The sequence below is a fragment of the Streptomyces flavusporus genome, from assembly GCF_046267975.1.
GTDB lineage: Bacteria > Actinomycetota > Actinomycetes > Streptomycetales > Streptomycetaceae > Streptomyces > Streptomyces flavusporus.
On record NZ_CP176503.1, the window covers coordinates 5575895 to 5600173 of the forward strand.

A 24279-nucleotide genomic window follows, 5' to 3' on the forward strand; every position below is an offset into this window, starting at 1 on the left:
GTCAGCGACGGCCGCGGTCCGCCAGATCCACCCGCACCGTGAGCAGCTGCGTCCCGATCACCCGGACCGCCGCGCTGTTGAGGCGCGGCAGGCTGCGCAGCCGGGCGACGGGGTCGTCGTCGGGGAGGAGGTGAGCTGTTCCCTCGTACCATCGCCCCCTGATCCGCACCCGGACCCGCGGGTCGACCCGGATGTTGCGGACGTACTGGGACCGCTCGCCGAACTCCGACACCAGCCAGAAGGAGTCACCGACGCGGCGTCCGCCCACCGGTGTGCGGCGGGGGAGGCCGGAGGTGCGGCCGGTGGTCTCCAGGACCGCGTGGAGGGGGAGACGGCGCATCAGCGGATTGGCGAGGCGGCGCTGGACGGTCGTGGCGGCGCGGAATCTGAGGTCGGCGAGACGGGTCATGGTCCGTGCGGCTCCTGTGTCGTGGCCGGGGCGGTTGTTGATTCAATGGTCCCTCGGACGGTGCGACGAGGGCGGGTGGGCCATGCGGGTCGTGACCTGGAATCTATGGTGGCGGTTCGGCCCCTGGGCAGAACGGCAGAAGGCGATCCTCGCCACACTCAGGGAACTGCGCCCCGATGTCGTCGGCCTCCAGGAGGTGTGGGACGCGGACGGCGAGAACCTCGCCGAGTGGCTCGCCGGGGAACTCGGCCTGCACTGCGCCTGGGCCCCGTCGCACGCCCCGGAGCGCTGGCAGCGCCGGATCGGTGACGAGCGCGTCGGCATCGGCAACGCTGTCCTCAGCCGCTGGCCCGTCACCGAGCAGGACGTCCTCCCGCTCCCCGCCCCGGCGGACGTCGACGACGGCCGGCTCGCCCTGCACGCCCGGCTGGCCACCCCCGCCTACGAGGTGCCCTTCTTCACCACCCACCTCACCTCCGCCCTGCACGCCTCGGCCACCCGCTGCCGACAGGTCACCGCACTCGCCGGGTTCGTCGCCGAACACCGCGGCGACACGCCGTTCCCGCCGGTCGTCACCGGAGACTTCAACGCCTGGCCGGACTCCGACGAGATCCGCCTCTTCGGCGGCTACAAGACGGCTCCGGCCGTCCCCCGCCAGTCCCTCATCGACGCCTGGGAGTACGCCGACCCGGCCGCCCCGTCGTCCACCTGGGACCCGGCGAACCCGTATGTCGGGCGCCGGGACCCGGCGGTCCGGATCGACTACATCCACATCGGCCCGCCCGGCCCGGACGGACTCGGCCATGTGCAGGGCATCCGGCGGGCCGGCGACGCCCCGGTCGACGGCGTCTGGCCCTCCGACCACGCCGCCGTCGTCGCCGACCTCGCCGGGACCTGACCTCGGGTTTCTCAGACGGCCTGCCAACTTCCCGCCGACCCGGTGTACTTCCGCTACGAGGTCACCGTCCGCTGAAGGCCGCCCGCGTCACGCACTCCCCAGGAAGATCGGATTCGTGAACGCCGCCAACGCCCCCGGCAACGGCCCCAGCGCTGACTCGTGCCGCAACTCCGCCCGTACGTAAGCCGCGTACGAAGGAGTTGTACGCCATTCCACGACTCCTGAACCGGCCACCGGCAGCGGCGCACTCGTGTGCAGCACCCCCTGGTCGGTGACGAACCGGACGGTGCAGCGTGGGGCACCGCTGACCTCCAGGCGGATGGTCACCGGTGTCTCGTGGTCCACGTCCAACCGCTCGCCGATGCCTGCGTGTTCGCCCCGCCCGCCGGAAGCCGTGAAGGACAGGACGACGTTCCTGGACTCGGCGACATACGAGCGGCCCGCGCGGATGCCGTCCTGGATCGCCTCCCGGGTGAGATCGTCGGCCAGCACCACGGTCTGCGGGCGGCCGACGACATCCGGGTCCCGGTGGGCGTCGCTGTTGCCCATCGCCGGGACCCAGTCACGCCCGTTCCGCACCGACGACACCAGCATGCTGTCCCAGTCAGCCAGCGACATCTCGTCGTCGGGCGTCCACGGCCCGTTCCACACCTCGACGGCGTCCGCCTCGCCGAAGCCGAACTTCCAGTTGCAGCCGATGCAGGTGGCGTGCGGGTGGGCCGGCACCACCAGGCCCCCGGCGCGGCGGATCTGGCGGGCGAAACGGCCGTAGCGGTTGTCGCGGGCCCGGTAACGCCAGTCGATGAAGGTGCCGGGCTCCGTGCCGAGGGCGACCACGTGACCGTTGCGGGTCGTGACCTCCTCGCCCAGCAGGATCAGCAGGTCGTCGCCCGCCACGTCGGCCCAATGGGCGTGGGACGCATGCGTGTTGTGCTCAGAGGTGTTGATGAAGTCCAGGCCCGCCGCACGCGCGAGGGCCCCGATCTCCGCCGGGGTGCGGCGGCCGTCGGAGTACCAGGAGTGCAGGTGGCAGTCGCCCCGGTACCAGTCCCGGCCCCGGCCCTTCGCCCGCTCCGGCGGGTAGACCGGGTCCACGACGGTGCCCTGCTCGCCGTAGGTCAGCGTGATCGTGATCTCGTACGTCAGCCCCTGCGGCGCCACCGTGTACGGGCCCAGCGCGATGTGCCAGGTGCCGGGGCGGACCGGCCCCGGGATGCAGCCGGGCGTCGCCTCGTCCGCGCGGATGAAGAACTCCGTGCGCGCCCCTCCCGACCAGCCCCGGAAGCCCCGGCCGCCCAGCTCCGTTCCGCGTTCGTCGAAGATGCCGATGTCGAGGGCGTTGCCCACGGTGCCGGCTGGGACGGAGGGCCGGTCGTAGGTGTACGCGACCTTGAGCTCCCGTACCCCCGAGGGGATGTCCAGCGGTACGTACACGAAGTCGGGCGAACCAGTCGGAAGGGTGCCCCGTACCGTCCGCGTCTCCTGGTCGCCGTCCGCGGCCTCGGCGCCGCTCGCGAAGGTCACGCCACCCAACGTAAGGGCGGCCGCCGCTCCCGTCACGACCGGCGCCGCACGCGCAGGCTGCAGAAGACCTGCCGACCGGTCGGTATGGACAGTCGAGGTATCCCCGGGTAGAGATGGGTCATGCGAATCGCCGTCACCGTCTTCCTCACCGACGAGACCATCACCCCGACCCGGCTCGCCCGTGAGCTGGAGCAGCGGGGCTTCGCCGGGCTGTACCTGCCCGAGCACACCCACATCCCCGTCGAGCGGACCAGTCCGTACCCGGCGGGCGGCGAGCTGCCGCCCGAGTACGGCCGCACCCTCGACCCCTTCGTCGCGCTCGGCCAGGCCGCCGCCGTCACCGAACGCCTCGGTCTCGGCACCGGCATCACGCTGGCCGCCCAGCACGACCCGATCGACCTGGCCAAGCAGATCGCCACCCTGGACCACCTCTCCGGCGGCCGCTTCACCCTCGGCCTCGGCTTCGGCTGGAACGTCGAGGAGGCCGCCGACCACGGCGTGGAATGGCGGACGCGGCGTGAGCTGGTCCGGGACCGGATGGCGCTGATGCGCGCGCTGTGGGCGGAGGAACCGACCGCGTACGAGGGTGAGTTCGGCAGCGTACGGGCCAGCTTCGCGTACCCCAAGCCGGTGCAGAAGCCGCGCGGGTCGGTCGTCGGGCCGCGCACGCTCATCGGCGGTGCCGCCGGGCCGAAGCTGTTCGCGCACATCTGCGAGTACGCCGACGGGTGGCTGCCCATCGGCGGGCGCGGCCTGTCCGAGTCGCTGCCCCTGCTGCGCGCCGCATGGGCCGACGCGGGCCGCGCCCTGGAGGCCTTGCAGGTCGTGCCGTACGCCGTCCACCCCACCCCGGGCAAGCTCGCGCACTACGCGGAGCTGGGCATCGAGGAGGTCGTCGTACAGCTGCCGCCGGCCGGGGAGGCGGAGGTGCTGCGGGCGCTGGACGGGTACGGCGGCTTCCTGGACTGACCGCCCGGACCTGATCACCTCGACCGTATGCTCGAAGGATGACGACTTCCGCGACTTCCGGAACTGGACCCACCGAGAACTCCCTGCGTCGCGCCCTCAAGCGCGCCCGGGACGGCGTCGCGCTCGATGTGACGGAATCTGCGGTTCTGCTACAAGCCCGCGGCGAGGCCCTCGAGGACCTCGCCGCGTCCGCCGCCCGGGTGCGGGACGCGGGCCTGGAGGCGGCCGGCAGCCCCGGCGTCATCACGTACTCGAAGAGCGTCTTCATTCCCCTCACCCGCCTGTGCCGGGACAAGTGCCACTACTGCACCTTCGTCACCGTGCCCGGCAAGCTGCGCCGGGCGGGACACGGGATGTTCATGTCCCCCGACGAGGTCCTCGACATCGCCCGGCGCGGCGCCGCGCTGGGCTGCAAAGAGGCGTTGATCACCCTCGGCGACAAGCCCGAGGACCGCTGGCCGGAGGCGCGTGAATGGCTCGACGCGCACGGCTACGACGACACCATCGCCTACGTCCGCGCCATCTCCATCCGCATCCTGGAGGAGACGGGCCTGCTGCCCCACCTCAACCCCGGGGTCATGACCTGGACCGACTTCCAGCGGCTGAAGCCGGTGGCCCCGTCCATGGGCATGATGCTGGAGACGACCGCTGAAAGGCTCTGGTCCGAGCCCGGCGGTCCGCACTACGGCTCCCCGGACAAGGAACCCGCCGTACGCCTGCGCGTCCTGGAGGACGCCGGGCGTTCCTCCGTCCCCTTCACGTCCGGGCTCCTCATCGGGATCGGCGAGACGTACGAGGAACGCGCCGAGTCCCTCTTCGCGCTGCGCCGCGTTTCCCGCTCGTACCACGGCATCCAGGAACTGATCATCCAGAACTTCCGCGCCAAGCCGGACACCGCGATGCGCGGCATGCCGGACGCGGAGTTGGACGAGCTGGTCGCCACGGTGGCGGTCGCCCGGCACATCATGGGCCCGTCGGCCTGCCTCCAGGCCCCGCCGAACCTCGTGGATGCCGAGTACGAGCGCCTGATCGGCGCCGGCATCGACGACTGGGGCGGCGTGTCGCCGCTGACGATCGACCACGTCAACCCCGAACGCCCCTGGCCGCAGATCGAGGAACTCGCCGAGAAGTCCCGCGCGGCCGGCTTCGAACTGCGGGAACGTCTCTGCGTGTACCCGGAGTTCGTCACGCGCGGCGAGCCCTGGCTGGACCCACGACTGCTGCCGCACGTCCGCGCGCTGGCGGACCCGGAGACCGGCCTCGCCCGCCCGGACGCGGTGGTGGAGGGCCACCCGTGGCAGGAGCCGGAGGAGGCGTTCACGGCGTCGGGCCGAACGGACCTGCACACCACGATCGACACCGAGGGCCGTACCGGCGACCGCCGGGAGGACTTCGACGTCGTCTACGGCGACTGGGAGGCCCTGCGCGAGGCGGCCGCCCCCGGTATGACACCGGAGCGCATCGACACGGATGTGCGTGCGGCGCTGCGGGTGGCGACCGACGACCCGACCCGGCTGACCGACGAGGAGGCGCTGGCGCTGCTGCACGCGGACGGGCCGGCGCTGGACGCGCTGTGCGCGGTGGCCGACGACGTCCGTAAGTCGGCGGTCGGCGACGACGTCACGTACATCGTCACGCGGAACATCAACTTCACCAACGTCTGCTACACGGGCTGCCGCTTCTGCGCCTTCGCCCAGCGCCGCACGGACGCCGACGCGTACACGCTGTCGCTGGACCAGGTGGCCGACCGCGCCCAACAGGCGTGGGACGTGGGCGCGGTCGAGGTCTGCATGCAGGGCGGCATCCACCCGGACCTGCCCGGGACGGCGTACTTCGACATCGCGAAGGCGGTGAAGGACCGGGTCCCCGGCATGCACGTGCACGCCTTCTCCCCGATGGAGGTCGTGAACGGCGCCACGCGCACCGGCATGTCGATCCGCGAGTGGCTGACGGCGGCCAAGGAGGCCGGCCTCGACTCCATCCCCGGCACGGCGGCGGAGATCCTCGACGACGAGGTCCGCTGGATCCTGACCAAGGGCAAGCTGCCGACCGCGACTTGGGTCGAGGTGATCACGACGGCGCACGAGCTGGGCATCCGGTCGTCGTCGACGATGATGTACGGCCATGTCGACCAGCCCCGCCACTGGCTCGGCCACCTGCGCACCCTGTCCGGCATCCAGCAACGGACGGGCGGCTTCACGGAGTTCGTGACGCTGCCGTTCATCCACACCAACGCGCCGGTGTACCTGGCGGGCATCGCGCGCCCCGGCCCCTCCGTGCGGGACAACCGCGCGGTGACGGCAATGGCCCGCCTCCTCCTCCACCCGCACATCCCCAACATCCAGACCAGCTGGGTGAAGCTGGGCACGGAGGGCGCGGCGGAGATGCTCCGCTCCGGTGCGAACGACGTCGGCGGCACACTCATGGAGGAGACGATCTCCCGCATGGCGGGCTCCTCCTACGGCTCGTACAAGTCGGTGCGCGACCTGGTGGCCGTAGCCGAGGCGGCCGGCCGCCCGGCGAAGCCGCGGACGACGCTGTACGGCGAGGTGCCGCAGGAGCGGCAGCGGGCGGCGGCGGCCTCGGACGGGCATCTGCCGGAGTTGCTGCCGGTGCTGGACTGAGGGATGGGGGCTCGGCCCCCCCACAGTACGATGATCCGACCCCCGGCACCGGGGGTCGGAGACTGAGGAGATGCGTGCCCGTGCCTGCCCGACGGCTTCCCTCGTGGGCCTGGGTCACCGGCCTGACCGTGGGGGCGATCGCGGGGGTCGCCGTCCTGACCGTCCAGGCCGAGCAGGGGCCCCGGCCCACGGCCACGGCGGCCCGGCCCGGCCCTTCGGCGTCCGCGAGCGCGCAGCCCTCGGTCGCGCCGACGGAATCCCGGCCCGCCGCGGTACCGGACGGCTCCGGCACCGGGCGACGCATCGTCTATTCCCTCGGTGAGCGGCGCGTATGGCTGGTCGACGCGAGCGACAGCGCCCGCCGTACGTTCACCGTGTGGCCCGGCACGGTCGCCCCCGACCCCGGCACGTATACGGTCGGGACGCGGACGGAGGAGGCCACCACGGGCTCCGACGGCGTGGAGATCGAGCACATCGTGTACTTCGCCGCCAAGTCCGGCGTCAACATCGCCTTCTCCGCCGCGGTCGACGGCTCGTCGCCCCCACCGGCCGCGTCCGGCGTCCAGACCGGCGGCATCCGCATGAAGACGTCCGACAGCTCGGCGCTGTGGACGTTCGGGACGGCGGGGACGACGGTGGCGGTGGTCGAGTAGCGGGCCGTTCCTGCTCTTCAGTACAGGATCGAGGGCAGATAGGCGCCTTGGGGAGCGCTGTAGAGGCCGGTGGTCATCACGGTCAGGGGCCCCGTCACGCGGAGTCCCCGCTCCAAGCACCACCGGAAGAGCTCGGGATTGGTCATGGGGATCAGGACGCCGGATCCGCCGAAAGCCTCGGCTGCTGAGATCAGCGCCTTCAGGTCCTCGTTGCTCTCGCCGACCGCGTGGGCGAAGAAGGCCAGGTCAGTGGCGTAGCCGCTGATGCGGTGCGCATGCTCGACCACGAGTGCGGTGCCTTGCCGGAGGGCATCGGTCAGCTCCCCGGCGCGGTCATGCCCGTGGATCCGCCGGCACAGAGCGTTGCAGGCATCCGCGTCGCCATCGGTCGCGTGCCGCACCCGGTAGCCGTCGACCTCCTCGTCGGGCGGAGTGCCCTGCATACAGGCGACCACGTCACGCACCTGGAAACCCAGCTTGACGTACAGAGAGAGGGAGCGTCTGTTGTAGGTGGCCTGCAACAGACGAACGCCGGGCGCCCCGCGCTCCTCAGCACGACGCATCACGTCCAGCATGAGTGCGCGTCCCACTCCCTTGTCCTGCAGGGCGGGAGCGACGGTGAGGGGGCCGACGCCGGCGATCGGCGAGCGTTCATCGAGGAAGTTACTGGCCACGACCTGGCCGTCGGATTCGGCCACCACCGAGTAGAAGCCGGGATGGCCCAGGAGCATCGACACCACCCCGACCGCGGCATCGGGAGCGGGGAAGTCCGTGGGAAAGGAGTGCTCGGCCGAAATATCCCGGAACGCCTCGAAACAGATGCGCCCGCACGCCTCAGCATCCTCGGGCATACCCGGCCGCAGCCTGAGACCCATACCGAATCTCCCGTCCTGATCCCCTTTGGAGCAAGCCTCAGGCGCGGCTCGGTAGCGCGCAACCTGTGCACCGCTACTTGCGGTGGCGCACCGCGAATGCCCTGCCGGATGCCATGGTCACAGCTCAGCGTTCTGCCGCGAACCTTCCCGTCATGCGGGTGGAACACGGGAGGCAGGGACCTCAAAGACGAGTTCGAGACCGTCCTCCTCATCCCACTGCTCTCCGACCTCGACGAAGCCGAAGCCCGCGATCGTGGCCAGGGATGCCACGTTGTCGGGGCTGATCGTCGCCCGCACGGTTGTGACTGCGGTTTCCGCTGCTGCCCGGCGAAGCAACTCGATCAGCGTGGATCGGGCATATCCCTGGCGACGGAAGTCGGGAGCGACGGAATAGCCGATCTCGACCATGCCGACCTCATCGGGCGGTCCGTGGAACCCGGCATGTCCGACGACGAGACCCTTGTCGCCGACGACCGCTTGCCGCACCATCCACCGCGCATGGCCGGGATCGGCGGCCATCTGGTCGAGCCGGAACTGCCACAGCCACCGTGCTCTGTCGGTCACGAAGTACTCGGTCAGCGAAACCCCGGCCATCCTGCTGGCTCCGGACAGGTCTCCATCCAGCAAAGCGGACATCACCCCGCCGGACAGCTCGACAAAACGGATACGTCTCGGGCTCCGCGTGAGCAGCCTCAGGTGATCGGCTTCATCTGTCACCTGCGAATGCTCGCCGACTGACCCGAAGGCGTCCAGCGATTTCGAAGCGGTCCGGCAACCAGCCCGCGACATCATCCACCACCACAACCCCACCCGGTGAACGCCCCCAGTCACGGCACCAGGGGCATCTTCCGCGGACGGGGAGATTGTGCGGGTGGAGACGCGTGTCGATCGGCGGCCATGGCCCCTATCGGGATCATCAGCTGTCAAGTCCCGAATTTCAGCGGCATGACGCGATTCGTCTGCCAGGGCTTACTTGAGACATGGGCCCACGCAGAGCAGCCGGCCCACCCGCATCGTCCGGAACGACCTTGGCGATGCGACGTACGGGACATGTGTCCCGCCGGAGAAAGGCCCGTGAACTGACAGGGCCGTTCGGCAAACCCCCGACCTTTCTCGCTGGAGGAGAATTCCCATGCCCCGCACCTCTCGGACGCAGCGCCTTCTGGTGGCTACCGCCTCGACCGCCCTGGCTGCAGGAGGTGTGCTGATGCCCACCAGTGCGTTCGCCGCCCCGGCGACGCCGCATGCCGGCACCGTGACCACGGCTGCAGTCGACCACGGTGGCCACGGTGGCCACGGTGGCCACGGTGGCCACGGCGGTCACGGCGGTCACGGCGAGCACAAGAAGTACAAGAAGTACAAGAAGTACAACAAGTACAACAAGTACAAGCGCCACGGCAGCACCAAGCCTGGTAGTGGGAACGGCTCCGTCACCATCGTCGTCATCGGGGACAACAACACCGTCAACGGCAACGGGAATGGCAATGTGAACGGCAACATCCAGTCGAACTCGATCGTGGGCAACGACAACGACGGCAACACCCAGTCGAACTCGATCGGCTGAACACGCCACACGTGCTGATCGGCCTTGACGACGGAACCCGCCACAGGATCGTGGCGGGTTCCGTCGGGTTATGCGACGCGGCCTTCCACTCCGGGTCGCAGGCCCGTCCGCGTCGGTCACGCGGGGCGGCAGTGGTCCGGCGCCGGACGGTGTTGAGCATCTTGTTGGCGAGCTGGACCACGTGGAAGTGGTCGACCACGATCGTGGCGTGGAGTAGCCCGGTACGGATCGCGGCCCGGTAGCCGGGGGCCATGTCGATCGCGACGTAGCGGATCTGCCGGCGCCAAGGCAGCGGCGTCGTGGCGAGCCAGGCCGGCACGTCGGAGGGAGCGCGGCCCTCGACCTGCCCGAGTAGGCCCTGGACGCCGAAAGCGTCCACGAAGCCGGTGTGCCGGCGGTCGGCTGCGGGCTCCCACCGGCCGGTTTGCGGGTTCTGGCGCCATTGCATGCGGCCCCGGCGGGTCTCGTCGATCCCGAGTACCTCGACCGGTTCGAGGGCCGCAGCCGTCACAGCCTGCCCGGCGGCGCGGAAGGCGTCCATCACCGTGGGCCAGGACAGGCCCAGGTCCCGGGCCGCCTGGACGACCATGGAACCCGCGTCACGCACCCGCCGCCCGGCCGCGTTCCACAGCCGCTCGGTGATCCTCGCCCGGCCGGGACCTGGCTCACCTGCTCGGTGAAGCTCCGGCGTGGGCAGGCAGGCTCGGTGCAGTACCAGCGGCGCTTGCGCCACACCAGCTCCAGCTTCCGTTCGCCGAAGGGCAGATCCCGTGGGCGCGTCTGCACGAAGCCTTTGACGCGTACGGCGAACACCCCGCAGGAGGGGCAGGCCCGTGCGGCCTCGTCCGCGGTGGTCGGGTACACCCGCCGGATGCCGTCCGCGAGCCGCTCGACCTTCTCAATGGCCAGGCCGTTGAGAGGACGTTTTCATCGGTTTGCTCTGCATATAGGTGTTCTGTTGGCCGCCAGGGATGTGGAGATATTTATTGTTTGCCCCGGATCCTCTCCAGAGTGATCCGGTTGCCGTCCCCGCGTATTTACCTGTTTCATTCCGATAGGCCCTGTTCGGTTCGAAAATGCCGGGACCGTCTTCGCCCTGTCGCCCGATCGAGCGATAGGCCCACAAGGTCGCGGACCGTATCAGTGTGGTCATGGCCTCACAGCCGCCACGCAAGGCGTATCCGAGCGACCTGTCCGATGCCCGCTGGGAGTTGATGGAGCCGGTCCTGACCGCGTGGCGGGCCGAGCGGCAGAAGACCTCGCTCAATCTGGGCGGCAAGGTCACGGACCTGCGGGAAGTCATGAACGCGATCCTCTACGTCAACCGCACCGGCATCGCCTGGCGTTACCTGCCGCACGACTTCCCGCCCCACACCACCGTCTTCGCCTGCTTCAGCTCCTGGAGTGGCGACGGCATCATCGAGAAGCTGGGCGTCCGCCTGCACCGCCTGGTCCGCGAGAAGGAGGGCCGCGATCCCGAGCCGACCGCTTGTGTCATCGACTCGCAGTCCGTCAAGACCGCCCACGCCGTGCCCGCCGCCACCCAGGGCACCGACGCCGGAAAGAAGATCGTCGGCCGCAAGCGCAGCATCATCACCGACACACTCGGCCTGTTATTGCTGGTCACGGTCACCGCGGCCGGCATCTCCGACAACGAAGCCGGCAAACAACTCCTCACCCGCCTCGCGGCCACCCACCCCACCATCACCAAGGCCTGGGCCGACACCGGCTACAAGACCCAGGCCGTCGAACACGGCGCAAAACTCGGCATCGACGTCGACGTCGTACCAAGGAACACACAGGGCAAAGGCTTCTCCGTGCTGCCACGACGCTGGGTGGTGGAACGCAGCTTCGGGTGGATCATGATGCACCGCCGACTTGCCCGCGGCTACGAGACGAAACCCGAACACTCCGAGAGCATGATCCGCCTCGCAGCGATCTCCACCCTCGCCAAACGCGCAACCGGCGAAACCACCCCAACCTGGCGAGACGTGTAAACCCCAATCACCCGCGAACTGCACGAACCAGACGTCCTCTCAGCAGGTCGTGCTGTCTCAGGGATCCCGGAGACGACGGAACCCGCCACGATCCTGTGGCGGGTTCCGTTGTCAAGGCCGATCAGCACGTGTGGCGTGTTCAGCCAATCGAGTTCGACTGGGTGTTGCCGTCGTTGTCGTTGCCCTCGATCGAGTTCTCCTGGGTGTTGAAGTCGTTGCCGTTGCCCTTGATCCGGTTCTTCTGCTCGTTGAAGTCGTTGCCGCTGCCCTTGATCCGGTTCTTCTGCTCGTTGAAGTCGTTGTCGCCGCCCTGCACCACGCTCACCGCAGCGTTCGGCGTCTGAGGCACCGCCTCGGCGCTCGCCACGCCAACCGTTCCGGCGAGAATCGCAGCAACGCAAGAACCGCCGACGATGTGGAGGACGCGTACGCGCATGTTTGCAGCCATGATGTTTTCTCCTTGAGTGAATTTGATTCGCTTTTTGAAGTGCGGCAAGCCGAGATTTCTACTTGCCTTTTGCGCCACCTGGATGCGGCGCGCCGGCGATTCGCCTAAAACCACATTCACCCATCGCAAGAAACAAGCAAAGCTACTGAATCTCGGGGCTTGACAGGCTCAATACGGGAAGTTACATTCCCCGGCCTTTCGGTGTCGGCTGTGAAGCAGGGCCCGGGGAGAGTCCTGATCGTCCGGTCAAACCGGTGACACTGCTCGCCGTGGGCGTGTGCGCAATGACGTGCGCGGGGCGCACCTCGCTGACGGCGATTGCTGAGTGGGTCCGCCGCTGCGGCCAGGACGTAACCGGCCCGCCCCGGCTGCCCGTTCGATCCGTTCGCCGGTCTCTTCCGGGCGCCGGGCGAACGGGCCCTGCGCGACGTGTTCGCCCGGGTGGACCCGGGCGCGTTGACCGCGGCCGGATTCGCGCGCCCGGCCGCGCTGACTCCCGCGCCCGCCAGGCATGCTCGGCCCTGACGGCGTCCCCGGGCGTGAACAGCGCCGCGCCCATCGGGCGCGGCCCACCGCACGGGCGAGCAGCCACCACCGCGCCGCCAGACGTTCGCGGCGGACAGCAGTGCCTGCGCGGGGCGGTCCGCGCCGACGGCAGCCGGGCATTCGCCATGACCGCCGCCCCCCACGGCGAGCTCTCACCACCGCCCTGCGCGAGCTCGGCGCCAAGACGAACGGAATCCCGAAGTTCGCCCCGCTGCTGGATACCGTGGACGACACGGACCTGGCCGATGCCACGGTCACCGTGGACGCCCCGCACGCGCAGAAAGAGCACGCCCGCTACCTCGTCGAGGACCGCAAGGCCCACCCCGTGCGGGCCGAGCGTCTGCGGGAGCTGGAGCGAATCGTGGACAGCGGCGACCAGGACCCGTCCGACGCGGTCGCCGAGATTCGGGTGATCCGCGAGGCGGCGGAGGCAGAGGCAGTGACGTGGTACGGCTCATAATAGATCGTTTGTGACTACTTAGGTCAGGCCTCGCATATCGATCCGCCCCCTGATCCGACCGCCCCCGGTCGAATACAGTGCTGAGCTGTCGTACGTACGGACGGTGCCCTCGGGAGGTCTGGTGGACGCGACAGCCGGCGCCGTCTGGGGCCGTACCGAGCAGCAGGACTTCCGCAGTCGGGTGCGTGGCACGCTGCTCGGCGTGGCCGTCGGGGACGCGCTCGGTGCGCCGGTCGACGGGCTGACGCTGGACGGGATACGGGAGGTGCACGGCGCGGAGGGAGTCGTCGATCTTGCGCCCGCGTACGGCAGGCGTGGCGCCGTGACCGACCGCACCCAGCTCACGCTGTTCACCGTCGACGGGCTGATCCGCGCCCAGGTGCGCCGGGACACCGGTGCCTGGCATCCGCCGACCGACCTGCACCGGGCGTATCTGCGCTGGGCCGCCACCCAGCGGGACTGGGGACCGGACCTGCGTCGCAAGGACGACGGCTGGCTGGCCCGCGAGGAGTGGCTGTACGCCCGCCGCGACCCGGCCCGCGCCCTGCTGCTGGGCCTCGGCGACGAGGTCATGGGCACGCTGGATGTGCCGAAGAACCCCGGTGAGGCCGGCCCCGAGGCGGCGGCCCGTTCCGCGCCGTTCGGACTGCTCGTCGGCTGGGAGCCGCAACTGGTCGTGCAGCTCGCCGTGGAGTGCGCCGCCCAGACCCACGGCCACCCCACCGCCTACCTTGCGGCGGGCGCGTACGCCGTGATCGTGCATGCGCTGGCGCGGGGCGACAGCCTGGACGGTGCCGTGCAGCGGGCGCTCGCCCTGCTCGCCGCGCGTCCGGGGCATCAGCCGGTGTCGGAGGCGTTGCAGCACGCGCTGGGCGCGGTACGGCAGGGGATCCCGTCGCCGGCGCGGGTGGCCGACCTGGCGGGGGAGGGTACAGCGGAGAGGGTTGTCTCCGCCGCCGTCTATTGCGCGCTGGTCGGTGAGGACGTACGGCACGGGCTGCGTCTCGCCGTCAACCACGACGGTCCCTCCGCCACGACCGGCGTCCTCACCGGCGGCCTCCTCGGTGCCCTGCACGGCGAGACGGCGCTGCCGCCGGCCTGGCTGGTCGAGCTGGAGGGCCGCCCCACGATCCTGGAGCTGGCCGACGACTTCGCCATGGAGATGACCCAGGGCCCGGCCCTGCACGGCCCGGCGGGCGCGTCACCGGCATGGCTGACGCGCTATCCGCGGGCGTGAGTCCGAGCACCCTGTGACACAGGTCAATCCTTCGTCGTCGTACGCACCACGTCGTCCACCGCCCCGGCGGGAGCCGGGACCGCGGCCGCCGCCGCCCCGTCCCCGTCGGTGTTGATCCGCTCGATGATCGCCAGCCGCTCCGGGGTGTCCTCGGGCTTCATGTATCCGATGAGGATGTACAGCACCAGCGACACCGCCAGTGGCACGGACACCTGGTACTGGAGCGGCACTCCGCCCTCGACGTTCCAGTTGATCGGGTAGTTGACCAGCCAGAACGCGAGCAGACCCATCGACCAGCTGACGAGCGCCGCGGTCGGTCCGGAGCGGCGGAACGGCCGCAGCAGGCCCAGCATCATCGGGATGGCCATCGGGCCCATCAGGCCGGCGACCCACTTGATCACCACGGTGATGATGTCCTTGAACGTGGGGGAGTTGACCTGCGTGGCCGCCGCCATGGACAGCCCGAGGAAGACGACGGTGGCGACGCGGGCCACGACCAGGCCCTGGCGCTCGCTCCACGACCGGGCCCTGGCCCACACCACGGGCGCGCAGTCCCGGGTGAAGACGGCGGCGATCGCGTTGGCATCGGAGGAGCACATGGCCATGGTGTGCGAGAAGAAGCCGACGATGACCAGACCCAACAGGCCGTGCGGGAGGAGCTGTTCGGTCATCAGGGCGTAGGAGTCGGAGCCGTCCGGCTTCTGTGACTCCACCAGCAGCGGCGACATCCACATGGGGAAGAACAGCACGAGCGGCCAGACCAGCCACAGCACCGCCGACAGCCGGGCCGAGCGCTCCGCCTCCCGCGGAGTGGGCGTCGCCATGTACCGCTGGGCCTGGTTGAGCATGCCGCCGTTGTACTCGAACAGCTTGATGAAGAGGAAGGCGAGCAGGAAGACCGTCCCGTACGGCCCCACCAGCGGCTTCTCGTGTCCGTCCAGCTCCGGCCGGTCCCAGACGCCGAAGAACCCGCCGTAGTCGCCGAGTTCGACCACGACGGCGACGAACATCGCGATGCCGGCGAGGAGTTGGATGATGAACTGCCCCAGCTCCGTGAGCGCGTCCGCCCACAGGCCGCCGATGGTGCAGTACACGGCCGTGATACCGCCGGTGATGAGAATGCCCTCGTTCAGGGAGACCCCGGTGAACACCGACAACAGGGTCGCGATCGCCGCCCACTTCGCGCCCACGTCCACGATCTTCAGCAGCATGCCCGACCAGGCCAGCGCCTGCTGGGTCTTGAGGTCATAACGGTTCTTCAGATATTCGAGCGGGGATGCCACATGCAGCCGCGAGCGCAGCCGGTTGATGCGCGGTGCGAACAGCTTCGACCCGATGGCGATACCCAGCGCGATCGGGAAGGACCACGTCACGAAGGAGGTCACGCCGTAGGTGTAGGCGATGCCTGCGTACCCGGTGAACATCACCGCGCTGTATCCGGACATGTGGTGCGAGATGCCGGACAGCCGCCACGGCATCTTCCCGCCGGCGGTGAAGAAGTCGCTCACGTTGTCCACGCGCTTGTGCGACCAGATGCCGATCGCGACCATGACGCCGAAGTAGCCGATGAGCACGGCCCAGTCGAGACTGTTCATGTGCCACCCTTCCAGGGTCCGCCTTGTGAACGGCCCGCTCATCGTGAGTGCGGCGACGCGGACACGACAAGCAAGGGGAAGGTCAAGAGCAGGCAAAAATGTTCTGTCGGGTGACCTTCGTTCACGAACATGAACCTCGTAGGAGTGCGGTCAGCGCATCAACTCCCCCGCATTGACCAGCAGCGACTGCCCCGTGATGGCCCGCGCCCGGTCCGAGGCCAGGAACACCGCCGCGTCCGCCACATCCCCGTCCGTGGCCAGCTCCGGCAGTGCCATCCGCCGGGTCAGGCGCCCCAGCACCTCGTCCTCCGGCACCCCCTCGGTGTGCGCGGTGAACCGCACGTACGCCTGCACCGGCGGCCCCCACATCCACCCCGGCAGCACGGTGTTCACCCGGATCCGATACGGCCCCAACTCCCGCGCCAGCGAGTACATCGCGCTCGTCAACGCACCCTTCGACGCCGCGTACGCCGCCTGCCGCACCTGCGACGGAGCCGCCACCGCCGACTGTGTCCCGACGAACACCACCGAACCCCCGCCGCCCTCCTTCAGCCCCGGCAGACATGCCCGCGTCATCCGCAGCGTCCCCAGCAGGTTGACGTCGATCACCGACAGCCAGGCCGAGAAGTCGGCGTCCTCCAGCCCGCCGAAGTAGCTGTCCCGGGCGGCGACATGGACGACCGCGTCGATCCCCCCGAACCGCTCCCGCGCCAGCCCGGCCAGTTCCTCGCACTGCCCCTCGTCGGTGATGTCGGTCGCCCGGTACGCCGTGTGCGCCCCGTGCGGATCGATCGCTGCCGCGCTCTTGGCGAGGTTCTCCTCCGTCCGCGCACCCAGCACCGCGTTCCCGCCGTCCCGTACGACCGCCGCCGCGACCTGGTGACCCAGTCCGGCGCCGACCCCCGAGACGACCACGGTCTTTCCCTCCAGCAGTGACATCGCAGACTCCCGGCTCTGGCGCATTGTCTGACGGGGCGTCAGGGTATGGGGGGCGCGAGAAAAGGGGAACGCCATGGACACCCGTAGCGGGCTGTACGCCGAACTGGCCGCCGTGGGCCTGTACGGCGTCCGCCCCGGCCACGCCCTGATCACCATGGTGGAACCGCATCCGGGCCACGAGTACGCCTACAACCGCTGGTAAATCCGCTGCACCTTTCTTACCTGGGCTTATGGGAGTCGAAGCGGCTGTGACCTGCTAGGACGGGTTGCAGAGGCGATCGGAGGCAGTCAGAGGTAATCGCTCTGATTCGACCCGGGTTCGCCCCGGGCCACTCGGAGGCAAGCAGAGGCAATCCCTCTGGTCTGACACCGGGATGGCCCGGGTCGGGCGGTGTCATCACGGGGGGGCGACCCTGACGGTGTTCCGTTTCGACCTGGGTCGAGCCGTGCTGGGCACTTGGAGCCGGGCATACGAAAGCTTCCAGGGTTGCCGTCCTGGAGGCTTCGCGGGCACCGATGGGAGGTCGGTTCCGGACGCCACCAGTGGTTTTAGCGGGCTTGGGTGGTGTCCACGTCCTTGCGAGACGACTCCGCGGAGGCGGTCCGTTCCCTCGATTGCCGCGAAGGCGCACATCAACGGGGGAGTGGTGAGCAGGTCGCACCGACCGGCTGCCTGTACGCAACGGTTCACTGCCGGAATCCGAAGCCGTGACTTCCGGGCACGGCCCTTACCCAAGGTGATGACAAATCAGTGGAAACGGGTGCTACCAAACGGGTAGTTTTTTCGTCCCAACCCACTCGAAGAGCCCACGATGTCACTCGAATGCTACTTCTTCCAGTGGTGCGCGACCCGTATTCGGTTAAGGGTGATCACGTCGCTACTGCGATTCCCGATGAGCCGGTGCCGTGCCGGCCATCGCAGTTGTGGCGAAAGGAATGTCTCCCCATGCGCATTACTCGCACCTTCTTCGTCTCCGCGACTGTAGCCGCGGCTCTCGCGATCTCCGCCCCCGCCGCAAGCTCTCTTGCCCCGGCTGAATTCGGCGCGTCGAAGGGCAGCGTCTCCCATGGCGACGACGGCCACGACAAGGGCAAGAACGAGAAGGAAAACTACGGCAAGGGCGACGACAACACCCAGACGAACGTGATCGAGGGCGACGACAACGACTTCAACACCCAGACGAACGTGATCGTGGGCAACGGCAACGACGACAACACCCAGACGAACGTGATCGAGGGCGACGACAACGACTTCAACACCCAGACAAACGTGATCGTGGGCAACGGCAACGACGACAACACCCAGACGAACGTGATCGAGGGCGACGACAACGACTTCAACACCCAGACGAACGTGATCGGCTGAACACGTCACACGCGCTGATCGGCCTCGACGAGGCGAACCCGCCACAGGACCGTGGCGGGTTCCGTCGTCTCCGGGATCCCTGAGACCGCACCACCCGCTTGGAGGTCGTTGTCTCCCGGTGTTCCATCCCGTGGATTGCGTTTGATCCCGCGGTGTCGGATCGCGCCAGGAGACGGTGTTCTCGCCGGTGAGGCGGCGGGCCATGAGGTCGGTCATGGCTACCGCGCCCGATGGGCGCGGCGCTGTTCACGCTCGGGGGCGCCGTCAGGGCCGAGCACGCCGACAGGTGCGGGAGTCGGCGCGGCCGGACGCGCGAATCCGGCCGCGGTCAATGCGCCCGGGTCCACCCGGGCGAACACGTCGCGCAGGATCCGCTCGCCCGGCGCCCGGAAGAGACCGGCGAACGGATCGAACGGGCAGCCCAGGCAGGCCAGTTACGTCCTGGCCGCAGCGGCGGACCTACTCAGCGATCGCCGTCAGCGAGTGGTGCCCCGCGCACGTCATTGCGCACACGCCCACGGCGAGCAGTGTCACCAGCTTGAAACGCACCCCGCGCCGATCGCGCGGATCAGGAACCCGGGTCGGCGCATGAGCAGCCCTGGTGGCACCACCATCTCGGCGGGAGAGAGCGAGGGCGCCGCGTTCAGCGCGCGCTACATGATCAAACCGGGCGATCAGGACTCTCGCCGGGCCCTGCTTCGCAGCCGACGCCGAAAAACCGCAGAATCTAACTTCTCGTATTGATCCTGTCAAGCCCCGAGTTTCCGTAGCTTTGCTTGTTTCTTGCGGTGGGCGAATGTTGTTTCAGGCGGTTCGCCGGGGCGTCACATCGAGGTGGCGCAAAAGGCAAGTAGAAATCTCGGCTTGCTGCACTTCAAAAAGCGAATCAAATTCACTCAAGGAGAAAACATCATGGCTGCAAACATTCGCGTACGCGTCCTCCACATCGTCGGCGGTTCTTGTGTTGCTGCGATTCTCGCCGGAACGGTTGGCGTGGCGAGCGCCGAGGCGGTGCCTCAGACGCCGAACGCTGCGGTGAGCGTGGTGCAGGGCGGCGACAACGACTTCAATGAGCAGAAGAACCGGATCAAGGGCAGCGGCAACGACTTCAACGAGCAGAAGAACCGGATCAAGGGCAGCGGCAACGACTTCAATAAGCAGAAGAACTCGATCGAGGGCGACGACAACGACTTCAACACCCAGGAGAACTCGATCGAGGGCGACGACAACGACTTCAACGAGCAGGAGAACTCGATCAAGGGCAGCGGCAACGACTTCAACGAGCAGAAGAACTCGATCGAGGGCGACGACAACGACTTCAACACCCAGGAGAACTCGATCGAGGGCGACGACAACGACGGCAACACCCAGTCGAACTCGATCGGCTGAACACGCCACACGTGCTGATCGGCCTTGACAACGGAACCCGCCACAGGATCGTGGCGGGTTCCGTCGGGTTGTGCGACACGGCCTTTCTCGAAGTGGAACAGGACGAGAGCGGCGGCGACGATGCCGCTGATCCACTGGGGTGCGAGACTGACGCGGCGCAGTGCCTTGAAGCGGGTCTTCAGGCCGGCGTTGGCCTTCGCGGCCAGAGCCCGGATCGCGCCGATGACCTTGTTGAACTGCTGTTGGTCTTCGGTGAGTTTGCCGCCCTTGGGCTTCTTGTGCGGCCTCCGGAAGGAGACGGGTGCGCCTTCGTGGCCGGTGTCGGTCGAGGGCAGCAGCCCGTCGGCGGCGGTCCGGTCGAGTGTCCCGAGCAGGCCGTGGGCGCGCGCACAGGAGAAGTCGTGCTCGCGGCCGGGGCGGACTGGGGAAGTCCAGATCGAAAAGCCGTCGGGGCGGACGGCACCTGGATGTTGCCGCCGTGGTGCTTGTGCTTCCCGGACCACCACAGGTCCACGCCCGTCGTCGGGCCGGGTACGCGGCAGCGATCGATGTCATCCGGCTTGCGCTTTCCCGTGATCCGGACACCGCCGCACAGGACATACGCGGGCTACCCGTTCTGGGTGACTTGCCCCTCTTCAGGCGATATGAAATACCTGAAGAGGGGCCGTAACGCTCGCCGGGGACCCTGCTGGGCCGCCCTGGAAGAGGGAACGCCATGACGGGAGTGCACGAGGCCGCCGGGCGCGTGATCGCCGGGCGCTACCGGCTCCTGCGTCGGCTCGGCACTGGCGGCAGGGGACGGGTGTGGCAGGCGTATGACGAGCGACTGATGTGCGAGGTCGCGCTCAAGGAGATCGTCCTGCCGCCGGACATCCCAGAAGAAGAGGTGAGCGCCCGGATCACGAGGGCCCGCGGCGAAGCGCAGCACGCTGCTCGGCTGCGCAACCACCCCCATGTGGTCACTGTGTACGACATCCTGGAGGCCGACAGCCTGCCGTGGATCGTCATGGAATTCGTCCCCGGCGCCATGGACCTGGACGCGGTGGTGCGCGAGCGGGGGCCGCTGCCGCCTGCCGACGTCGCCCGGATCGGGCTGGCGGTCCTCGACGCCTTGCAGGAGGGTCACCGGCTCGGCATCCTGCACCGGGACGTCAAACCGGCCAACGTCCTGCTGGCCCACCCCGGCCCGCAGCCCTCCCACCCCATGGAGGGCGGCCAGGTGCTGCTGATCGACTACGGCATCTCGCTGGAGCCGAGCTCCGGAGAGCGCCTGACCGCCACCGCGGATTTCCTCGGGACCCCGGGCTTCATGGCCCCGGAACGGGCCCACGGAGAGGTGCCCACCCCGGCCTGCGACCTGTTCTCACTCGGCGCCACCCTGTATTTCGCGCTCGAGGGGACCGGCCCCTTCGACCGCGACTCCGCCATCACCACGCTGAGCGCCGTGCTGTCCGAGTTCCCCACCCCGCCGAGCCGGGCAACGGAGCTGACCCCGGTCCTCCTCGGGCTGCTGGCCAAGGATCCCGCGCAGCGGATGGACGGCGACGAGGCCACCCGGCGGCTCACCTCCATCGCTGCCCAGCCCGGCCCTTCCCCTTCGGTCATACCGTCGGCCGAGCCGGAGGAACCGACCGGCCCGAAGTCGCCGCGCCTCCCGGAGCCGTCCCCGCCGACCGAGCTCCTGCCGTCGGCCGAGCCGGAGAAACCGACCGGTCCGCCCCGGGGACTGCCGCCGGCCGAGCCGGAGGAACCGACCGGCCCGCCCCTGGAACCGCCGCCGCACAAAGGTGACGAGGTCCGGCCGCGGCCCGGCCTGTCGAGACTCGGACGCCGGCGGGCCGGGCTCATCGCGGGGGTGGTGGCGATGGCGCTGGCCGCGGGGGGCGTCGGCATCTACCTGGCGCAGGGTCCAGAAACATCCGTGTCCTCGATCCGGGTTGGCGGCTCCCCGGAGGGGGTGGCGGTGTCCCCGATCGGGGACCGGGTCTACGTGACCAACAAGAGCTTGGGTTCGGTGTCGGTGATCGACACCGCGAAGAACCGCACGGTGGGCGACCCCATCCCCGTCGGCCGCGGCCCGGAGGGGGTGGCGGTGTCGCCGAATGGGGACCGGGTCTACGTGGCCAACAAGAGCTCGGGTTCGGTGTCGGTGATCGACACCGTGAAGAACCGCACGGTGGGCGACCCCATCCCCGTCGGCCGCGACCCGAAGGGGGTGGCGGTGTCGCCGAATGGGGACCGGGTCTACGTGACCAGCTTGGGCTTGGGTTCGGTGTCGGTGATCGACACCGCGAAGAACCGCACGGTGGGCGACCCCATCCCCGTCGGCCGCGGCCCGCAGGGGGTGGACGTGTCGCCGAATGGGGACCGGGTCTACGTGACCAACTTGGGCTCGGGTTCGGTGTCGGTGATCGACACCGTGAAGAACCGCACGGTGGGCGACCCCATCCCCGTCGGCCGCGGCCCGCAGGGGGTGGACGTGTCGCCGATCGGGGACCGGGTCTACGTGACCAACTTCAGCTCGGGTTCGGTATCGGTGATCGACACCGCGACGAACCGCAAGATGGGCGACCCCATCCCCGTCGGTCGCGGCCCGGCAGGGGTGGCGGTGTCCTCGATTGGGGACCGGGCCTACGTGACCAACGGGGGCTCGGGTTCGGTGTCGGTGATCGACACCGCGACGAACCGCAAGATGGGCCCCTCCGTCTCCGTCGACCGCGGCCCGCAGGGGGTGGTGGTGTCCGTGGATGGGCGGGTCTACGTGGCCAACTCCATCTCGGGTTTGGTGTCGGTGATCACGTTCGAGGACGTCTGAAACTCAGGACTGAGCCCGGTCGATTCGGCGGACCAGCAGCATGGCCACCCGCCCGGACAAGGAAACGTCTCCCCTGGAAGCGCGACTGACCCGCGCAGGCGTTGGCACGTTCTTTGTCCGGTGGCCTGCTCGGCGGCGGTCTCCCATGGCGTCTTGCCAGGCGCAGGCCAGGACGGTGCTGGCCTGGGCCAGTTCGCTGTCCGCGGGCAGGGGCCGGTGTTCGGCGATGCCGATGCGTACGCGGCACAGGGGAATCGTGCAAGTGCTTCTGACGTGCAACACCAGGACCCTCAACAGGTCCTGGTGTTGCACGTCAGAAGCGTGTCTCGGGTTTTCGATCAAGCCTTGGACGGCACACTTCGGGAAAGTGTGAGGCTGCTGGTCGGTCACAACACCACCCATGAGGGCCGGGCCTGTCAAGGGGGCGTAGACGGCCCCCGCCTGCGGCTTTTCGGTGGGATGCCGGGGCGTTTTTCCTTGCGGACCTTCCTCGCGGTCTTTGTGGGGGGCCGCCGCGTGGGAGGGGTCCAGTTGGAGCGCCCGGAGCCCCGCGAGGGACGAGCGGGGCGAGGACGAACGAGCTGGACGCCGACGAGCGGCGGCCGAGAATGGAGGCCGAGGAAGCGTCACGGATGTTGGCAGAAACGGTCGTTGTCATCCCCGGTACCGGCTGGTCGGCGGAGTGGTCTCACACACACCCATTCGGCGTCCGGCCGCAGGCCGGCGCCATGACCATGGTGCGGGGATCCGGGTTGCTCAGTCAGGTCATCGAGCGCGGCCACAGGGCCGTCTCATGGTGTTTTGCGAGCTCGCCCGGGGTTTGCGACCGCCTGTGGCGGTTGTCGTGTGCTGCTGTCATCGCGCCCCCCGGTGGTCCTGCCGGGCCGGGACGGCGCGCAGCAGGTGGTAGGCGTGGGTGAGCAGTTTTCGGGCGATCGCGGTGGTGGCGATCTTCTTGCCGCGGCGGCGGGCCAGGCGCTGGTAGGCGGGGGCGAACTGCGGGGACCGCTTGGCGCTCTGTGCGGCCTCGCACAGGATCCATCGCAGCCAGTTGGAGCCCTGCTTGGAGATGTGTCCGTGCCGCACGGTCAGGTCCGAGGCGCGGACGGTGGGGGTCAGTCCGGCCCAGGCGGCGAGCTTGCGGGCGGAGGGGAAGCGGGTGACGTCACCGATCTCGGTGACCATGACCTGCGCGGTGAGTACGCCCACCCCCGGCAGCCGGGTGAGCGCTTTGATGCGGGGGTCGCCCCGTGCGGTGGCGAGCAGCTGCCGGTCCACCGTGTCGATCGGCTCCTTGAGGGCGTCCATCAGGACCAGGAGGTCGTCGACCACGCGGCGCGAGGCGTCGGGCAGATCAAGGCTGTCGAGCCAGATGCGGCCCGGAGCGGTGAAACAGCTGCCGGGACGGTCGCAGCCGTAGTCCGCCAGGACGGCGTGGACCCGGTTGCGCAGCAGGGTGCGCAACCGCACCAGCTGGCAGCGGTGCCGCACCAACGCGCGCTGCTGCCGCACATCCAGCGGGGCGATCCACGCCTCCGGCAGCAGATCGGCGCGCAGCAGCTGGGCCAGGGTGGCCGCGTCGACCTTGTCGTTCTTCAGCCGCGCGGAGGCGATCGCCTTGCAGCGCAGCGGGTGGACCAGATGCGGCTCGAAGCCGTAGTCCTCCAGCAGCTGAACCAGCCAGCCCCAGCCGTAGGCGGCCTCGAAGGCGACCGGGGCGCCGATCGGCAGATCCCCGATCACCGACAGGACCGGTTCGACCCCGTTGGGCACGTTGCGGTTGGCCCGCACCGCACCGTCGTCCTCGACCACCGCGATCTGTGACCGCTTGCGGTGCACGTCGATACCGACGTAGACAGACATCGAGGGCCTCCTTCCTGAGCCCGTACATACCCGGACGATAGGTATCGCCGGGCTGAGCAGGGAAGGGGGCCCGGCCCTCATAGGGTCAGGTCTGTGAAAACGCGAGGG

23 protein-coding genes and 1 pseudogene are annotated in these 24279 nt (G+C 69.1%); 12 read left to right on the top strand and 12 right to left on the bottom strand.

Annotated features, from left to right (window positions below; all coding sequences use genetic code 11):
- Position 1 precedes the first annotated feature (1 nt).
- Positions 2 to 409, bottom strand: coding sequence for a nitroreductase/quinone reductase family protein (locus ACKTSN_RS26495; RefSeq protein ID WP_409471399.1), 408 nt, complete (start codon positions 407 to 409; stop codon positions 2 to 4).
- Positions 410 to 491: 82 nt separating this feature from the next.
- Between ACKTSN_RS26495 and ACKTSN_RS26500 the strand changes: the two genes are divergently transcribed.
- Positions 492 to 1307: an endonuclease/exonuclease/phosphatase family protein gene (locus ACKTSN_RS26500; protein WP_409471400.1), complete on the top strand. Its 816-nt coding sequence runs from the start codon at positions 492 to 494 to the stop codon at positions 1305 to 1307.
- 87 nt (positions 1308 to 1394) lie between these two features.
- On the opposite strand, the gene ACKTSN_RS26505 is transcribed toward ACKTSN_RS26500, so the two are convergent.
- Complete coding sequence (locus ACKTSN_RS26505) at positions 1395 to 2894, bottom strand: CehA/McbA family metallohydrolase (protein ID WP_409474923.1); 1500 nt, start codon at positions 2892 to 2894, stop codon at positions 1395 to 1397.
- 57 nt (positions 2895 to 2951) lie between these two features.
- Here ACKTSN_RS26505 and ACKTSN_RS26510 point away from each other — a divergent pair, with 57 nt between their 5' ends.
- From ACKTSN_RS26510 to ACKTSN_RS26520, 3 genes are all read left to right on the top strand, one after another.
- On the top strand, positions 2952 to 3800 hold the full coding sequence (locus tag ACKTSN_RS26510; RefSeq protein WP_409471401.1) for an LLM class F420-dependent oxidoreductase: 849 nt from the start codon (positions 2952 to 2954) through the stop codon (positions 3798 to 3800).
- Between the two features lie 38 nt (positions 3801 to 3838).
- The gene (locus ACKTSN_RS26515) at positions 3839 to 6424 is read left to right on the top strand and encodes a bifunctional FO biosynthesis protein CofGH (RefSeq protein WP_409471402.1); all 2586 of its coding nucleotides are present in this window, start codon (positions 3839 to 3841) and stop codon (positions 6422 to 6424) included.
- Positions 6425 to 6498: 74 nt separating this feature from the next.
- Entirely contained in the window at positions 6499 to 7077 is a 579-nt protein-coding gene (locus ACKTSN_RS26520; RefSeq protein ID WP_409471403.1) for a hypothetical protein, read from the top strand.
- Between the two features lie 17 nt (positions 7078 to 7094).
- On the opposite strand, the gene ACKTSN_RS26525 is transcribed toward ACKTSN_RS26520, so the two are convergent.
- Together ACKTSN_RS26525 and ACKTSN_RS26530 are read right to left on the bottom strand one after the other, a co-directional pair.
- A complete protein-coding gene (locus ACKTSN_RS26525) occupies positions 7095 to 7928 on the bottom strand; it encodes a GNAT family N-acetyltransferase (protein WP_409471404.1) in 834 nt (277 codons plus the stop codon).
- 174 nt (positions 7929 to 8102) lie between these two features.
- Complete coding sequence (locus ACKTSN_RS26530) at positions 8103 to 8588, bottom strand: GNAT family N-acetyltransferase (protein WP_409474924.1); 486 nt, start codon at positions 8586 to 8588, stop codon at positions 8103 to 8105.
- 496 nt (positions 8589 to 9084) lie between these two features.
- Here ACKTSN_RS26530 and ACKTSN_RS26535 point away from each other — a divergent pair, with 496 nt between their 5' ends.
- Positions 9085 to 9516 (top strand): hypothetical protein, encoded by a 432-nt coding sequence (locus ACKTSN_RS26535; RefSeq protein ID WP_409471405.1) that lies wholly within the window; start codon positions 9085 to 9087, stop codon positions 9514 to 9516.
- On the opposite strand, the gene ACKTSN_RS26540 is transcribed toward ACKTSN_RS26535, so the two are convergent.
- The gene (locus ACKTSN_RS26540) at positions 9416 to 10105 is read right to left on the bottom strand and encodes an ISL3 family transposase (RefSeq protein WP_409471406.1); all 690 of its coding nucleotides are present in this window, start codon (positions 10103 to 10105) and stop codon (positions 9416 to 9418) included. The genes ACKTSN_RS26535 and ACKTSN_RS26540 overlap by 101 nt on opposite strands.
- Positions 10057 to 10380, bottom strand: coding sequence for a transposase family protein (locus ACKTSN_RS26545; RefSeq protein WP_409471407.1), 324 nt, complete (start codon positions 10378 to 10380; stop codon positions 10057 to 10059). The genes ACKTSN_RS26540 and ACKTSN_RS26545 overlap by 49 nt, the downstream gene beginning before the upstream one ends.
- Positions 10381 to 10667: 287 nt before the next feature.
- Between ACKTSN_RS26545 and ACKTSN_RS26550 the strand changes: the two genes are divergently transcribed.
- Positions 10668 to 11513 carry an IS5 family transposase gene (locus ACKTSN_RS26550; protein WP_409471408.1) on the top strand — a complete coding sequence of 282 codons (846 nt, stop codon included), beginning with the start codon at positions 10668 to 10670 and terminating at the stop codon, positions 11511 to 11513.
- 139 nt (positions 11514 to 11652) lie between these two features.
- Here the strand turns inward: ACKTSN_RS26550 and ACKTSN_RS26555 are convergent, their stop codons facing one another.
- Entirely contained in the window at positions 11653 to 12081 is a 429-nt protein-coding gene (locus tag ACKTSN_RS26555) for a hypothetical protein (RefSeq protein ID WP_409471409.1), read from the bottom strand.
- Between the two features lie 391 nt (positions 12082 to 12472).
- Here ACKTSN_RS26555 and ACKTSN_RS26560 point away from each other — a divergent pair, with 391 nt between their 5' ends.
- Together ACKTSN_RS26560 and ACKTSN_RS26565 are read left to right on the top strand one after the other, a co-directional pair.
- A complete protein-coding gene (locus ACKTSN_RS26560) occupies positions 12473 to 12967 on the top strand; it encodes a hypothetical protein (RefSeq protein ID WP_409471410.1) in 495 nt (164 codons plus the stop codon).
- Between the two features lie 121 nt (positions 12968 to 13088).
- Positions 13089 to 14204: an ADP-ribosylglycohydrolase family protein gene (locus ACKTSN_RS26565; protein WP_409471411.1), complete on the top strand. Its 1116-nt coding sequence runs from the start codon at positions 13089 to 13091 to the stop codon at positions 14202 to 14204.
- A gap of 23 nt (positions 14205 to 14227) precedes the next feature.
- Here the strand turns inward: ACKTSN_RS26565 and ACKTSN_RS26570 are convergent, their stop codons facing one another.
- Both ACKTSN_RS26570 and ACKTSN_RS26575 read right to left on the bottom strand, forming a co-directional pair.
- The gene (locus ACKTSN_RS26570) at positions 14228 to 15799 is read right to left on the bottom strand and encodes a sodium:solute symporter family protein (protein ID WP_409471412.1); all 1572 of its coding nucleotides are present in this window, start codon (positions 15797 to 15799) and stop codon (positions 14228 to 14230) included.
- 150 nt (positions 15800 to 15949) lie between these two features.
- Entirely contained in the window at positions 15950 to 16738 is a 789-nt protein-coding gene (locus tag ACKTSN_RS26575) for an SDR family oxidoreductase (RefSeq protein ID WP_409471413.1), read from the bottom strand.
- A gap of 73 nt (positions 16739 to 16811) precedes the next feature.
- On the opposite strand from ACKTSN_RS26575, the gene ACKTSN_RS26580 reads away from it, so the two are divergent.
- A complete protein-coding gene (locus tag ACKTSN_RS26580) occupies positions 16812 to 16940 on the top strand; it encodes a hypothetical protein (RefSeq protein WP_409475131.1) in 129 nt (42 codons plus the stop codon).
- Between the two features lie 744 nt (positions 16941 to 17684).
- The gene (locus ACKTSN_RS26585) at positions 17685 to 18104 is read left to right on the top strand and encodes a hypothetical protein (RefSeq protein WP_409471414.1); all 420 of its coding nucleotides are present in this window, start codon (positions 17685 to 17687) and stop codon (positions 18102 to 18104) included.
- 459 nt (positions 18105 to 18563) lie between these two features.
- Here the strand turns inward: ACKTSN_RS26585 and ACKTSN_RS26590 are convergent, their stop codons facing one another.
- Positions 18564 to 18653, bottom strand: coding sequence for a hypothetical protein (locus tag ACKTSN_RS26590; RefSeq protein ID WP_409471415.1), 90 nt, complete (start codon positions 18651 to 18653; stop codon positions 18564 to 18566).
- Between the two features lie 363 nt (positions 18654 to 19016).
- Between ACKTSN_RS26590 and ACKTSN_RS26595 the strand changes: the two genes are divergently transcribed.
- On the top strand, positions 19017 to 19493 hold the full coding sequence (locus ACKTSN_RS26595) for a hypothetical protein (RefSeq protein ID WP_409475132.1): 477 nt from the start codon (positions 19017 to 19019) through the stop codon (positions 19491 to 19493).
- A gap of 107 nt (positions 19494 to 19600) precedes the next feature.
- On the opposite strand, the pseudogene ACKTSN_RS26600 reads toward ACKTSN_RS26595, so the two are convergent.
- Positions 19601 to 19999: pseudogene (locus ACKTSN_RS26600) on the bottom strand (transposase family protein); the annotation flags it as partial.
- A 209-nt stretch (positions 20000 to 20208) separates the two neighbouring features.
- On the opposite strand from ACKTSN_RS26600, the gene ACKTSN_RS26605 reads away from it, so the two are divergent.
- Positions 20209 to 22308, top strand: a complete 2100-nt coding sequence (locus ACKTSN_RS26605; protein WP_409471416.1) for a protein kinase domain-containing protein — start codon at positions 20209 to 20211, stop codon at positions 22306 to 22308.
- 855 nt (positions 22309 to 23163) lie between these two features.
- On the opposite strand, the gene ACKTSN_RS26610 is transcribed toward ACKTSN_RS26605, so the two are convergent.
- Positions 23164 to 24171, bottom strand: coding sequence for an IS110 family transposase (locus ACKTSN_RS26610; RefSeq protein ID WP_409467772.1), 1008 nt, complete (start codon positions 24169 to 24171; stop codon positions 23164 to 23166).
- Positions 24172 to 24279 lie beyond the last annotated feature (108 nt).